This window comes from Arachidicoccus sp. BS20, from assembly GCF_001659705.1.
In the GTDB taxonomy this organism is placed as follows: Bacteria; Bacteroidota; Bacteroidia; order Chitinophagales; family Chitinophagaceae; genus Arachidicoccus.
The window spans coordinates 323,279-338,167 of record NZ_CP015971.1 but is presented as its reverse complement, the minus strand read 5'-3'; the positions used below and the strand labels follow the sequence as shown (position 1 = coordinate 338,167).

The 14,889-nt window shown below is 40.1% G+C and carries 14 protein-coding genes; 3 read left to right on the top strand and 11 right to left on the bottom strand.

The features are described 5' to 3' along the window. Positions 1-63 precede the first annotated feature (63 nt). On the top strand, positions 64-393 hold the full coding sequence (locus tag A9P82_RS01585; protein WP_066203447.1) for a YegP family protein: 330 nt from the start codon (positions 64-66) through the stop codon (positions 391-393). A gap of 104 nt (positions 394-497) precedes the next feature. Here the strand turns inward: A9P82_RS01585 and A9P82_RS01580 are convergent, their stop codons facing one another. After that, entirely contained in the window at positions 498-779 is a 282-nt protein-coding gene (locus A9P82_RS01580; protein WP_066203444.1) for a DUF721 domain-containing protein, read from the bottom strand. A gap of 18 nt (positions 780-797) precedes the next feature. Then, positions 798-1,385: a riboflavin synthase gene (locus A9P82_RS01575; protein ID WP_066203441.1), complete on the bottom strand. Its 588-nt coding sequence runs from the start codon at positions 1,383-1,385 to the stop codon at positions 798-800. Between the two features lie 101 nt (positions 1,386-1,486). On the opposite strand from A9P82_RS01575, the gene A9P82_RS01570 reads away from it, so the two are divergent. Further along, positions 1,487-2,179, top strand: coding sequence for a DedA family protein (locus A9P82_RS01570; RefSeq protein WP_066203438.1), 693 nt, complete (start codon positions 1,487-1,489; stop codon positions 2,177-2,179). A 150-nt stretch (positions 2,180-2,329) separates the two neighbouring features. After that, positions 2,330-3,403, top strand: coding sequence for a class II fructose-bisphosphate aldolase (fbaA, locus tag A9P82_RS01565; RefSeq protein WP_066203435.1), 1,074 nt, complete (start codon positions 2,330-2,332; stop codon positions 3,401-3,403). 73 nt (positions 3,404-3,476) lie between these two features. On the opposite strand, the gene gyrB is transcribed toward fbaA, so the two are convergent. From gyrB to A9P82_RS01520, 9 genes are all read right to left on the bottom strand, one after another. Beyond that, positions 3,477-5,462, bottom strand: coding sequence for a DNA topoisomerase (ATP-hydrolyzing) subunit B (gene gyrB, locus A9P82_RS01560; protein ID WP_156522578.1), 1,986 nt, complete (start codon positions 5,460-5,462; stop codon positions 3,477-3,479). A gap of 153 nt (positions 5,463-5,615) precedes the next feature. Beyond that, positions 5,616-6,398, bottom strand: coding sequence for a glycoside hydrolase family 25 protein (locus A9P82_RS01555; RefSeq protein ID WP_066203432.1), 783 nt, complete (start codon positions 6,396-6,398; stop codon positions 5,616-5,618). A gap of 9 nt (positions 6,399-6,407) precedes the next feature. Further along, positions 6,408-9,071 (bottom strand): methionine synthase, encoded by a 2,664-nt coding sequence (gene metH / locus A9P82_RS01550; protein ID WP_066203430.1) that lies wholly within the window; start codon positions 9,069-9,071, stop codon positions 6,408-6,410. Between the two features lie 41 nt (positions 9,072-9,112). Further along, the gene (locus A9P82_RS01545; RefSeq protein WP_066203428.1) at positions 9,113-9,505 is read right to left on the bottom strand and encodes a GxxExxY protein; all 393 of its coding nucleotides are present in this window, start codon (positions 9,503-9,505) and stop codon (positions 9,113-9,115) included. Between the two features lie 17 nt (positions 9,506-9,522). Then, positions 9,523-10,548 carry a homocysteine S-methyltransferase family protein gene (locus A9P82_RS01540; RefSeq protein WP_066203425.1) on the bottom strand — a complete coding sequence of 342 codons (1,026 nt, stop codon included), beginning with the start codon at positions 10,546-10,548 and terminating at the stop codon, positions 9,523-9,525. Positions 10,549-10,789: 241 nt separating this feature from the next. Next, entirely contained in the window at positions 10,790-11,953 is a 1,164-nt protein-coding gene (locus tag A9P82_RS01535) for a DUF6600 domain-containing protein (protein WP_156522577.1), read from the bottom strand. A 304-nt stretch (positions 11,954-12,257) separates the two neighbouring features. Next, positions 12,258-12,986: a 3-deoxy-manno-octulosonate cytidylyltransferase gene (gene kdsB / locus A9P82_RS01530; protein WP_066203420.1), complete on the bottom strand. Its 729-nt coding sequence runs from the start codon at positions 12,984-12,986 to the stop codon at positions 12,258-12,260. Between the two features lie 14 nt (positions 12,987-13,000). Further along, positions 13,001-13,690 (bottom strand): monofunctional biosynthetic peptidoglycan transglycosylase, encoded by a 690-nt coding sequence (mtgA, locus tag A9P82_RS01525; RefSeq protein ID WP_066203417.1) that lies wholly within the window; start codon positions 13,688-13,690, stop codon positions 13,001-13,003. A gap of 173 nt (positions 13,691-13,863) precedes the next feature. Continuing rightward, on the bottom strand, positions 13,864-14,775 hold the full coding sequence (locus tag A9P82_RS01520) for a helix-turn-helix domain-containing protein (RefSeq protein WP_066209455.1): 912 nt from the start codon (positions 14,773-14,775) through the stop codon (positions 13,864-13,866). Positions 14,776-14,889 lie beyond the last annotated feature (114 nt).

Below are 14,889 nucleotides of genomic sequence, written 5' to 3'. Positions count from 1 at the left end.
ACAAATAAAAATAAGTTTATATCTTACTCACAAATTTATCAAACCTTAAAAAACGATTGAATCATGGCAAAATTTGTGATTTCAAAAAGAACAAACGGAGAATTTCAGTTTAGCCTGAAAGATGACAGTGGAAAAATTCTGCTCGGTAGCGAAGGCTATACTACGCACGCCGCGGTAAAAAACGGCGTCGAGTCTGTAAAGAAAAATGCGTTGATTGAGGCGCATATTGAGAAGAAGGAATCGTCTAACGGAAAATTTTTCTTCAACGTAAAAGCGTCTAACGGACAGGTAGTCGCTACCAGTCATTTGCACGATACAGATGCGCACCGCGCAGAAATTATCGAAGCAATTAAAGAAGCGGAACACGCTCCTGTTGAAGACGAAACTGTGTAAATTTCTCTTGTTTTTTGTTCAAGAGGAACCTTTGACGAAATTTTTCATATCCTTTGAGTAATTTTGATACAAAAAATTTCATGTCGGTTTCAGAGAAGGTTTTCTCAATTAATTACAACTTCTGTAATAGTGTCTCTTCCCATTTTTTCATTGATACGTTCAATGATTTGGGAGCGCTGATACAGAAGTTCGTTTTTAAGCGGACCATTGGATGTACGGATAAACAACTTCTGATTGATGATTTGAATTTTATCGGTATATTTTGCGATTACTTCACCCACAATTTCGCGCCATACGTCTTCAAGCTGAGCCGTTTTAAGACCATTTTTTAACCGACTTTTTTGAAGAAAATTTTTCATCGCATCGCCCATAGAAAATTCCGACATCGTATTATCCGTTTAATTTTATTTTAAAGATTCAAAGCGTTGAATATATTTTCCAATCACATCAAACTCAATATTTACAATACTTTCAGGCTTTACCTGCTTGATACTTGTATGTTCGTATGTATATGGAATAATAGCAACAGTGAAGGTATTTTTTGTAACATTAAAGCAAGTAAGGCTTGTTCCGTTTACAGCAACAGAGCCTTTTTCAATCAACAGCGAAGCAAATGTTTCCGGATATTCAAATGTATATTCCCAACTGCCTTCAAGCGTTTTTAATTCTACACATTTTGCGGTTGCATCTACATGACCTTGTACAATATGTCCGTCAAGCCGACCGTTCATCTGCATACAACGTTCAATATTTACCTCGCCGTTTCTGCGCCATGTAGCAAGATTGGTTTTTTTCAAAGTTTCTTCAATGGCGGTAACTTTATATTTGTCGTTTTCAATAGCTTCAATTGTCAGACAAACGCCGTCGTGAGAAACACTTTGGTCAATCTTCAATTCGTTTACAATGGAACTTTGGAGCCAAAAAGATTTATTGGTTCCATGCGATATTATATCAACAATTTTTCCCGTGGTTTCAATAATTCCCGTGAACATCGGGCGAAGTTAATCCAAATAACAAGATGTTTGGTTAATAATTTCTTTTAAATGAAACACAATGTTTTTTATTTTTATATTTGGGCAATAATAACTAACGAATGCAGACAATAGACGCCGTTTTAATCAGTTTTGATTGGAAACAACTTTTAAATCCGGATTTTTATGTACATCTTCCCGCAAGCGCATGGATAATTGCGTTCATCATTTTTGCAGAAACAGGATTGTTTATCGGCTTTTTTTTGCCGGGCGATTCGCTGCTGTTTGTTGCAGGCATTTTCAGCGAAGATTTAATTCGCTCTTCGGCGATTGATACCGGCAATACACACCTGAATTTATTTGAACTGATTATCATAATCTTTATTGCCGGCGTACTTGGCAATATGGTCGGTTATTGGTTTGGCAAAAAGAGCGGACCGTTATTGTTTCACAAAAAAGATACCTGGTATTTCAAGCAAAAGCATTTGGTTCAGGCGCATAATTTCTTTGAAGAGCGTGGTGGCGGCGCCATTATATTTGCGCGCTTTCTGCCAATTGTACGCACCTTCGCTCCCATCGTTGCAGGCATTGTAGAAATGGACAGAAAGAAATTTATGTTATACAACATCATCGGTTCTTTTACGTGGACGGCGTTGATGCTTGCAGGTGGTCATTATCTTGACAGGTTCATCCGTAAAAAATACGGTTTTGAATTAACGGAACACCTGGAAGTAATCGTCATCGGATTAGTAGTCATTACAACTGCCCCTATTATTATAAAAATGATTAGAGGAAATAAGAAAAATAAAAATTGACAATATTAATAGACAGCTGTCGGAATGAAAATCTCCGGACGTTCTTGTTAGCCATCTATTTGTTTTTAATCAAAAACTGTCCTATTGTAATAAAACAATCGTATTTTGCTGCCCGCAAATTATTTTCTGTGATTCATTAAACAAAAAACAATGGCAAAATACAGAGCAGGCGTTTTACATGGCGAAGAACTAATCGACTTGTTCAACGATGCAAAACAAAACGGCTACGCAATACCTGCCGTAAATACAATCGGCACCAATTCAATTAACGCCGTATTGGAAACGGCGGCAAAAGTAAACTCCCCGGTTATTGTTCAGTTTAGCAATGGCGGCGCTCAATTTGTAGCCGGCAAAGGAATGCCGAACGATAATTACCAGGCAAATATTTATGGTGCAGTAAGCGGCGCGCTTCATGTGCATAATGTAGCAAAATATTATGGCGTGCCGGTTATATTGCATACCGACCATGCTGCGAAAAAATGGTTACCCTGGGTGGATGGACTGATTACCGAAGGCGAACAATATAAAAAAGAAAAAGGACAGCCTTTGTTTAGCTCACACATGCTCGACCTAAGTGAAGAACCCTTGCATGAAAACCTCGAAACATCCGTTGCTTTTTATAAAAGAATGCAACCGCTCGGTATGTGCCTCGAAATCGAACTGGGCGTAACCGGCGGCGAAGAAGACGGCGTGGACAATTCCGGCGTGGACAATTCAAAACTCTACACACAACCCGAAGAAGTATTTGAAGCTTATGAGGCATTGAGCAAAATAGGAAATTTATTTACCATTGCAGCGGCATTCGGCAATGTTCACGGTGTGTACAAACCCGGAAATGTAGCCCTGCATCCTGAAATTTTAAAGAACAGTCAGATTTATATTTCGGAAAAATTAGGCTTGGCAAAAGATGCTAAACCTGTATCTTTTGTATTCCACGGCGGCAGCGGCTCGGAGAAAGAAAAGATTGCGGAATCACTGAATTATGGTGTTGTAAAAATGAATATTGATACAGATATGCAGTGGGCATTTGCCGATGGAATTTTTGGTTATTACAAAAAGAATGAAGCGTATTTGCAAGGACAATTGGGTAATCCTGAAGGTGCAGATGCTCCAAACAAAAAATATTACGACCCGCGCGTATGGCTGCGAAAAGGCGAAGAAAGTTTTGTAAAGCGTTTGGAAGAAGCCTTTACCGACTTGAATTGCATCGGCAGAAATGCGTAAGCATAAAGAATGTACAAATAAAAACAGCCGGTGGTAAAAATTCGCCGGCTGTTTTTATTTGTAGAAATTGTTCTTAAATATCAATTCTTGCGTATGTCGCGTTTTCTTCAATAAACGCCCGGCGCGGCGGTACATCATCGCCCATGAGCATGGCAAAAGTTTCATCTACCGCTGCCAGGTTTTCAATAGTTACTTTCTTTAACGTGCGGCGCGTGGGGTCCATGGTTGTTTCCCACAATTGCTCCGCATTCATTTCGCCAAGACCTTTGTAACGCTGAATGTTTACACTGTCTTCTTTTCCGCCACCGAGTTTAACGATTAGATTTTTCCGTTGCTCTTCGTTATATGCGTATTCTTGTTCTTTACCTTTTTTTACCAAATACAATGGCGGTTGCGCAATGTACACATAACCTTGCATTACCAATTCTTTCATATAACGGAAAACAAAAGTAAGAATCAAGGTAGCAATATGGCTTCCGTCCACATCGGCATCGGTCATAATGATGAGTTTATGATAACGAAGCTTCGACAAATTCAATGCTTTCGGGTCTTCCGGCGTACCGATGGTTACACCCATTGCCGTAAAGATGTTGCGGATTTCTTCATTCTCATAAATCTTATGCTCCATCGCTTTTTCCACGTTCAAAATCTTTCCACGCAAAGGAAGAATCGCCTGATAGCTTCTGTCGCGACCTTGCTTTGCCGTTCCGCCTGCGGAATCCCCTTCGACCAAAAAAAGTTCGCATTTTTCCGCATCGCGTTCGCTGCAATCGGCAAGTTTTCCGGGTAATCCGCTTCCGCTTAAAACAGATTTACGTTGCACCATATCGCGCGCTTTTTTTGCCGCGACACGAGCCTGTGCAGCAAGCACCACTTTCTGGATAATGTTTTTTGCCTCTTTCGGATTTTCTTCTAAATATGCTTCCAACACGCGGGCTACGGTTGTTTGCACTACGCCGCTCACTTCGCTGTTGCCGAGCTTTGTTTTTGTTTGTCCTTCAAATTGCGGTTCGGGAACTTTTACCGAAATAATGGCGCTCAAACCTTCGCGGAAGTCATCGCCCTCAACGGTAACTTTTGCTTTTTCAAACAAGCCTTGCTTGTCGCCATAGCTTTTAAACACGCGCGTCAATGCCTGGCGAAAGCCGGTTACATGCGTTCCGCCTTCAATCGTGTTGATATTATTGACGTAAGAATAAATGTGTTCTTTAAAATCATCGTTATAGCTCAAAGCCACGTCCACCGTAACATTTGAAGGTTCATCATATCCTTCTACATACAAACTGTTTGCAATTATCGGCGTGCGTTTTGCATGGCTGTCGAGCATTTCCAGAAATTCAACAATGCCGCCTTCACTGTAATATTCTTTTATATAAACGTTTCCGTCCGCATCTTTTTCACGCAAATCTTTAAAAATAATGCGCACCTTTTTATTCAGATAAGCCAATTCCCTCAAACGATTTTCCAGAATATCTTTTTGATAAACCGTTGTTTGAAAAATGGTATTATCGGGCCAAAAATGCTGCCGTGTTCCGTGTTTATCGGAAGTTCCCACTTCGCGAACAGCATATTGAGGAATACCGATTTTATATTCCTGCTCAAATATTTTTCCTTCACGAAATACCGTTGTGTGCATGTGCGTACTCAGCGCGTTCACACAACTCACACCCACGCCATGCAAACCGCCGGAAACTTTGTACGAATCTTTATCGAACTTGCCACCAGCGTGCAAAACCGTCATTACAATTTCGAGCGCACTCTTTTGTTCTTTTGTATTGATGCCCGTAGGAATACCGCGCCCGTCGTCTTCAACAGAAACGGAATTATCTTCATGAATAACTACTTCAATATTTTTGCAATAGCCGGCAAGCGCTTCGTCAATCGAGTTATCAACCACTTCGTACACCAGATGATGCAACCCTTTTACGCCCACATCGCCAATGTACATCGCGGGTCTTTTTCGTACGGCTTCCAATCCTTCCAATACCTGAATACTATCGGCGCCATAGGTTTTATTTTGCGTTGGTTGAATGTTTTCGTCCAGATTTTCCTGACTCATAATTTTATTTGAAACCCTCGTTTTTATGTTTGAAAAAAGTGTAGCGAAATTACGAAAAAATACCCGAAAAATCAACCAATTTACTAATTAAAATAAAAGAAAATACGAACGTCTGAAAGTCAGTAATATCAGGCATTTCAGGAGATTTACAGGCTAAGGAAGAAGAAAATTTTTAAAGGCTGCACTGTCGCCATTGAAAACGCTGAAATCGACGTGCTCACGAATGCCGTAAACATGACCATTTTCACTGTGCTGCCAAAAATTCCAATGCCGTTTTATGCGCGGTTTATGCTCTTCAAAATAATGTGCTACCCACAAAGGATAATCGTCAAATTCGCCGTCCAGATAATCGTTATAAAACGTCGCATAAGAATAAATGACAGGTTTTATATGGTAATAATTTTCAATCGTTGAAAGATAATTGTGCAGCTCACCGCGGACGACTTTGGGAGAAGATTTGTACAGCTCCTCAATGTCTACAACAGGCGGCAAATCGCCCGAAGTTAGTCGAACATTTTTGATAAAATTCTGCGCCTGCAACACGCCGCTTTTCCCTGCAATGAAAAAATGATATGCACCACGAGGAATGCCCGCAGCGTAAGCACTTGACCAATTGTATTGAAATGCTTTATCGACATTTGACAAGCCTTCGGTTGCTTTGATAAACACAAAACCAATTTTGATATTTTGCGATTGCATCGCTTTTACTTTTGCCCAATCGATTTTGTCCTGATGCGTGCTTACATCAATGCCGTGAATGGGAAAATTATCCGGCATATCAATACCGAAATCGTTGTAATAAACAAAATGCGCAACTTTGTCGTTATGAGCTTTATAAACATATTGAGCAATCGCCAATATGCCCATCACTCCTATAACACAAGCGAATATTTTCCAGAATTTACTTTTGCGTTTCGGTTTCTTTTTGCGAGGCATTTTCAATTATTATTCCATACTAGGTCTTAACCATTTTTGCGCCGTTTCATCATCCCAGTTTTTGCGTTGCTTATAATCTTCGTATTGGTCTTGTGAAATTTTTCCCACGCCGAAATATTTACTTTCGGGATGTGAAAAATACCAGCCGCAAACGCTCGATGCAGGATACATTGCCAAAGATTCGGTAAGCTCAATGCCAATGTTTTCGGTAACGTTCAACAAGTCGAACAGTTTGTATTTTTCCGTGTGGTCGGGACATGCAGGATAGCCCGGCGCAGGGCGAATGCCAACGTATTTTTCTTTAATCAAATCTTCATTTGACAAGTCTTCATCTTTTGCATAACCCCAAAAATCTTCGCGTACTTTTTTATGTAATAATTCTGCAAACGCCTCGACAAGTCTGTCGCTCAGCGCTTGCAGCATAATTTTATTATAATCATCATGCTCGGCAACAAAACGCTCGATGTGCTTTTCAATGCCTTGAATGGTTACTGCAAAAGCACCCAAAGCCCCCCTGCCCCCCGAAGGGGGGAGAAAATCTGCAAGAGATAAATTCGGCTGGTCTTTTGCTTTTTTAATTTGTTGTCTTAAAAATTCGAGCCTTGTTTTTTCTTTATCAAAATATACATCAACAGAGTCGGGCGCAACTTTTTCTGCGTGCATAAAACCCACGACGCCATTGGCTTTCAGCCAATTTTCTTCGATAATTTTATCTAACATTGCATTGGCTTCGTTGAATAATTTTGTGGCTTCCTTACCTACAACATTATCCGTCAAAATGTTCGGAGAATTGCTATGTAATTCCCAACTGATGAAAAATGGTTTCCAATCGATATACTCACGAATTTCTTTTAAATCATAATCTATGAAAACTTTCGTACCTATAAAACTCGGCTGAATTGGTTGATAATTTTGCCAGTCAATTTTTACAGCATTTGCCTGCGCATCTTTAAAAGAAATAAATTGTTTTACAGGTTTTTTATTCTCAAACTGCGTTTTTAGTTTAGTGTATTCATCTTTCGTTTCTTTCAGAAAAATTTCTTTCTGCGTTGCATTTAATAACGAACCCACAACCGTTACGCTGCGCGAAGCATCCAGGCAATGCACCACACCGTGTTCATATTCGGGTGCAATTTTTACCGCGGTGTGCATACGCGAAGTAGTTGCGCCGCCAATCAGCAAAGGCAATTGCATATTGCGGCGTTTCATCTCACGCGCCACGTTTACCATTTCGTCCAAAGACGGCGTAATCAATCCGCTCAGTCCTACAATATCTACTTTTTCTTTTTCAGCAGTTTCCAAGATTTTATCCGTAGGAACCATCACGCCCAAATCAATTACTTCATAACCATTGCAGCCCAACACAACGCCGACAATATTCTTTCCAATATCGTGCACGTCGCCCTTAACTGTCGCAAGCAAAATTGTCGGCGCGTTCGATGCTTCCTGCTTTTCGGCTTCAATGTATGGCGTAATAATTGCAACCGATTTTTTCATCACTCTGGCGCTTTTCACAACTTGCGGCAAAAACATTTTTCCGCTTCCGAATAAATTGCCGACAACATCCATTCCCGCCATTAACGGACCTTCAATCACATCCAAAGGCTTGGGATATTTTTGCAGGGCTTCTAAAGTATCTTCATCAATATAATTCGTGATGCCGTTTACAAGTGCGTGCTTCAAACGCTCTTCCACCGTGGCTTTGCGCCAGGCTTCATCTTTTTTAATTTCTTTTCCTTTAGACTTTACGGTTTCTGCAAAAGCAATTAATTTTTCTGTTGCTTCGTTGTTATCATTGTTGCGATTGAGAATTACATCTTCGCACAGTTCACGCAACTTCGGTTCAATTTCATCATACACAACCAACTGTCCCGCGTTCACGATACCCATGTCCATGCCCGCTTTTGTTGCATAATATAAAAACACGCTGTGCATGGCTTCGCGCACGGTTTCGTTTCCTCTGAAAGAAAAAGATAAATTGCTGACGCCGCCGCTGATTTTTACCAAAGGATATTTTTGCTTGATGATTTTACAGGCTTCGATAAAATCAACTGCGTAATTATTATGTTCTTCCAAACCAGTCGCTACCGCGAAAATGTTGAGGTCGAAAATAATATCCTGCGGCGGAAAACCGATTTGCTTCGTCAAAATTTCGTATGCCTTAGAGCAAATATCTACGCGCCTTTGCAAAGTATCTGCCTGACCGTTTTCGTCAAAAGCCATAACGACAACCGCCGCGCCGAAGCTGCGGCAAATATGCGCTTGTTCGATAAATTTTCCCACGCCTTCTTTCATGGAAATGGAATTGACGATGCACTTGCCCTGCACGCATTTCAGTCCCGCTTCGATAATGTGAAACTTGGAAGAATCAATCATGATGGGAATTTTCGCGATCTCAGGTTCGGCTTGTACGAGATTTAAAAAAGTAGTCATTGCCTGCTCGCCGTCGAGCAAAGCATCGTCCATATTGATGTCGATAACCTGTGCGCCATTTTCGATTTGCTCACGCGCAACGCTCAATGCTTCTTCGTATTTTTCTTCACGAATCAACCGCGCAAATTTCTTGGAACCCGTAACATTCGTGCGTTCGCCGATATTGATAAAATTCGATTCGGGACGAATGATTAAGGGTTCAAGACCGGATAAGTATAAGTATGGTTTTATTTCGCTCATATTTTATATTTGCCGCTAAGGCGCAAAGACAGAAAGATACACTAAGAAAGTATCATTCGCTTAATGCCATCTTTAATCAACGGAACTGTAAAATTGATAATGTATCCTAAATGTTTATTAGACAATCTTAAATAGCTCAACAACTGAGCTTCCCAAACAGGATGGAAATTTTCCTGCGCTTTTAATTCAATAATCACTCTGTCATCAACCAAAATATCAAGACGCAACGCTTCATCAAATTCAATATTATCATAAACAATAGCCACTCTTTTTTGTGTAACAAAAGGAATGCTCCTTTTGCCTAATTCATAACAAAAGCAAGCCTCATAGACTTTTTCAAGCAAACCCGGACCTAATGCCTTATGCAAATGATAAGCAATGTCAACGATTTGTTTTCCCAACCACTCAATATGTTCTTTTTCTTCTTTGTGCATCTTTGCGACTTCGCGTCTTAGCGGCTGATTAATTCTTCTATTACCGGCAACTTTCTCGGCTTCAAATCCTTCACTGCATCTGCAATATGTTTGATGTGTTCAGGCGTTGTACCGCAACATCCGCCGACGATATTTACAAAACCCTGCTCTGCCCAATCTTCGAGAAAATGCGCGGTTTCATGCGGTTGCTCATCGTATTCGCCCATTGCATTCGGCAAACCTGCATTGGGATATGCCGATGTAAAACAACTTGCCAACTCGCTTAACTCCGCAATGTGCGGACGCATTTCAGCTGCGCCAAGCGCACAGTTCAAGCCAACGCTCAAAGGATTTGCATGGCTTATCGAAACATAAAACGCTTCCAGTGTTTGTCCGCTTAAAGTTCTTCCCGAAGCATCGGTAATCGTTCCTGAAATCATTATCGGCAATTCTGGTTTGCCCGTTTCGCGGAAGTATTTTTTAATAGCATAAATAGCTGCTTTCGCATTTAAAGTATCAAAGATTGTTTCAATTAACAGCAAATCAACGCCGCCATCCACAAGCCCTGAAACCTGTTCGTAGTAAGCGTTTGCGACTTCATCAAAAGTTACAGCGCGATAACCCGGATTGTTTACATCAGGAGAAAGCGATAAGGTTTTATTTAAAGGACCGATAGCGCCGGCTATGAAAGCACTCTCCCGCCCTTCCCCTTTCGGGGAGGAAAAAAAATCATCAATCGCTGCTCTTGCACATTTTGCTGAAGCGACATTTAGTTCATAAGCCAATGACTGCATATCATAATCTGCTTGTGCAATAGAAGTGCTGCTGAACGTATTTGTTTCGATAATATCTGCGCCTGCTTCGAGATATTGTTTATGGATTTCCTGAATGATTTTAGGCTGTGTAATGCTGAGCAAATCATTGTTTCCTTTTACATCTTTATGCCAGTCTTTGAAACGCGCGCCACGATAATCTTCTTCCTGCAATTTATACCGTTGAATCATCGTTCCCATGGCACCATCGATGACGAGGATGCGTTTTTCCAATTCTTTTCTTATATCCATCTTCAAAAAATTAAAAGTAAACAATCAATAATGAATAATTTCTTATCCATCATTTTTGTGAAAACCAATAAAACGTTTGGGGGAAATTTAGTTAGAAATCACTCAACGTTTATTAGTTCTTTAAAGGCTGAACAATAAACAAATCTGCCTTTTGCGCAGCGAAGTTACAATTAGTTTATATAAAAAAGAAAATCCCGAATCGCAAGGTTCGGGATTTTCTTTACGTGAATAGAGTTTCGAGTTATCTGCCTCTTGAATGAGTTGTTGTTTTTGTTTGTGTACGGCTTTGCCTTGTTGCCTCACGAATTTGCCGTCTTGTTTGCGGAGCGGCATTTTTATTCAGCGGAACGGGCGTTACCGTTCTTGTTTGCGGCGTAGTTGTTGTACGTTGTTGTACAGGTTGCGTTGTTCTTGCAGGCTGAGAACGCTGCTGCTGCGTTTGTTGCTGCACAGGACGATATGCCCTTGACGGATTTGTGTTTGTCTGTGTACGAACCGGAGCCGTTCTGTTTTGCTGTTGAACGTTATTAGACGGCGTTGTCGTTCTTCTGTTTGTACTCGTATTTGCACTTCTTACTGCCGGGCGATAAACGCGCAATTCATTGTTGCTCACTCCTACACTTTTACTGTCTCGTACGGTTACAACTTTTGTCTGTTGGATTGTACGTCCTGTATAACGCTGAACGTCCGTAGCACGCGGTCCCATTGAATAATGCCTATTACCTTTAGAACCCATATTGCCGTAATTATTAATAATGGTTGTGTGATTATTAATAATGGTTACGTTTCTTGAACGGTTTACATAATAGTTGGAAATGTTATTTCTACCCATATATCTGCCCGGCATAAACGTCCAGTAATTTGCAGGGAATGAACCAATGGAAATATTTACATTCAAGCTCATACCGGGACCTAATGGTGCCCAACCATACATATCTGAATTTGAACTCCAGGCTACCCAAGCCGGTCCCCAAGCATAACCAGGAATCCAAAACCATCCGTAAGCATCGCTGTAACCCCATCGTCCGTAATGGAATGGCGCCCAGCCCCAAGGATAATTGGAAACCCAGGTCCAGCCGTAATTGGTATATGACCAATAACCATTAGTAGAATAAGGTTGAAAATTACGAATGCCTGCAACCCAAACCCGTCCGTAAGGCGAAAGACTTACCCAGCTTCCGTAAGGAGAAAGTTGAGTATAGAAATCATCGAATGTAATTTGTGGTTCATTATCCTGCGGCGCATAAGTATTCTGGCTGTAATCATAAGTGCCGTCGCCATAACCATTATCGTAACTGTAATCGTTATAACCGTTGTCTGTTTGTGCGTACATCATCGTGTCGCAACCGGTGGAAATAAGTGCAACAGCAAAAGCTCCTGCCATTATTTTGAAAAACTTTTTCATGTGTTTATTTTTTTACTTTTTTTATTTGCCACATGGAATGCCCAAAATAATCATCGCTTTGAGTATGTAAAATACTTATGGGCATTTCATCTGTTTATTTTTTAATTGTTTTTAATGGTCAGATGGAATTGGCTTCGCCGAACTCCGTTTCGCCATAAATAATCATTTCTTTGGGTATCCAAAGTTCTTATGGCTCATTTCATGGCTAATTTTTTACTTTGTTTGATAAGTTATATCAGCAACTTCAATACCAAGTTACTTATTATTAAGACAATAATTTAAAATTAAGTTTAATTTTTTGTTGTTAAATATTTTCAGAAAAAGATATGCTTGCACGTTGCAAATCTTCGGGCGTATCTATTTCCACTCCTACTCCATTCACGATAATCATTTTTAAAGCAATACCATTTTCGAGATAACGCAAACATTCAATCTTTTCGGCGCGTTCCAAAGGTGTCATTTCCCAATTAGTAAAGTCGAGCAAAGCCTGTTTACGAAAAGCATACACGCCGATATGCTCGTAATAACTAATTTTTTCGTCTTTGCTGCGCGGATAAGGAATGACCGAACGGCTGAACATAAGTGAGTTCATTTTTTTGTCCACGACCACTTTTACATAATTCGGGTCGCTGATGAATTGTTCTTCTTTTAATTCCTGCATCATGCTGGCAACCTGTACATTTTTATCTTTAAATAAATCAATAATTTCCTGCAAAGATTCTTGATTGACAAACGGCGTGTCGCCCTGCACATTTACAATTACATCCACATTCATATCGCGCGCTACCTCGGCAATTCTGTCGCTGCCGCTTTCGTGATTTCCGAAAGTCATTTTTGCAATGCCGCCGTTGTCGGTTATTTCTTTAAAAATAATTTCGCTGTCGGTTGCCACAATCACTTCATCAAACAAGCCTGTTGCTTTTACATTGTCGTAAGTATGACGAATCACGGTTTTATTGCCCAGCACCTGCATCAGCTTGGCGGGAAAACGTGTGGCTGCGTAACGCGCTGGAATGAGTGCGACTGTTTTCATAGTTTATAAAAGAATTATTTTATGATTGAACGAATATCATCATCGTTCTGAATATTATTCATTTGTTTTAAAATCCAGTTGGTTTTCCATGCGACAAATTTACTTTCGGGCACAACCGTAAACTTTTTCGGATTGGGCAAACAAGCGATTATCATTGCTGCTTCCCTGCGCGATAAATTCTTTGCCGATTTATGAAAATACTGTTGTGATGCAGCTTCTATACCGTAAATACCTTTGCCCATTTCAATTGTATTCAAATAAACTTCCAATATTCTTTTCTTTCCCCAGACCAATTCACAGAGCATTGTATAATAAAATTCGGGCGCTTTACGCACGTATTTCATCACGCCTTCACCTTGCCAAAGAAACACATTTTTCGCCGTTTGCTGACTAATCGTACTTGCCGCCGCGCCGTGTATGCGTTTCCTGGAGGTCGAGTTCAGGCTTTTTTTCAAAGCCTTCCAGTCAAAGCCGTTATGGTCCGGAAATAATTGATCTTCGCTTGCAATCGCCGCCAGCTTTACGTTTGAAGAAATTTTATCCCATGAAACATAATCTCTTTTTAATCCGTCGCCTGTAACAAAACTACTCAGTTGTGTAACGGTAATTGGCGGCATCAGCCATTTACAGAGGATTCCATAAACAGTTGATAGCACAAACAGCCGGATGAAAATTTTAAATAATCGCCAAAAGAATTTTTTCACGCGGCAAATATAAACGGAAGTTGCTTATTAGACTTTCCCGAAATAATAAACTATACAGAAATACAAAAAACAATAGATTTCCCGGTGTTTCGACGAAGAAGAACAACTTTTCTATTGTTGTATATTTTACATTATACACCCTTTATTCCACTCGCGTTTTTATCCTGCACTTTTTACTCAACAGTTTCTTCCAACCGGTAAGTGCGTGGCGTTTGTCCAATGGTCTTTCTGAAGAAACCGATGAAATGCGAAGGCTCTTCAAATCCAAGACAGTTGGCAATTTCAGAAACATTCCAATCGGTATGTTTTAATAAAACTTTAGCTTCCTGCATCACACGTTCGGCAATACATTGCGAAGTTGTCTTACCCGTTGCATCCTTTAAGGCGCGGTTCAAATGATTGACATGAACAGACAAATGCTCCGCAAATTCCTGCGGGCTGCGAAGTTTCATATACTGCTGTGGCGATTCAATCGGAAACTGCAATTCCAATAATTCTGCAAACAAAGAAGCGATGCGCGTATTGGCATTTGAACCTCTAAAAAGCTGAACTGTTGCGGGTTTCAGCTTCATGGCTTTGTGAATTAATTCAAAAACAAGCGTACGCAATACATCGTATTTAAATGTATAGTCGGACTTAATTTCTTCTTCCATACGCAAATAAATATCCGTGATTTCTTTCACTTCTTTTTTATTCAGCAAAAATATCGGCGTGTCATTCGGACTAAAAACAGGATAATCTTTTATGTTGCCGAAATGATTAAAAAACGCTTCGGTAAAAATGCAGAAATAGCCTGCGTGTCCATCGCTCAGGTTTTCCCATTGGTAAGGAATCAAGGGATTGGCAAATAATAATGCGCTGCCATTTATTTCGATTGTTTTGTCGGCATAGTTGCAGCGGAAATTCCCGACAGCTAATTTTATTTTATAAAAATCCTTCCGGCTGTATGTCGTAGGCGTTGTTTTTCCGCACAAAAAATCATCGATACGAAACACATTAAAATGCCCTAATTCTTTTTTTAAATCCTGCGGAATGGATTTAAAATTGCGCTGGTAAAAATTCTCTATCGTTTCTGTCTTTTGCATAGCTGATTTTTTCATAAAAGCAAAATTATACCAATTGTTTGATTTTTTATATTTTTTTTATTTTTACAAAAAACGTTTAAAAAAGTATATACACCGTGAAAATTATACAATTGT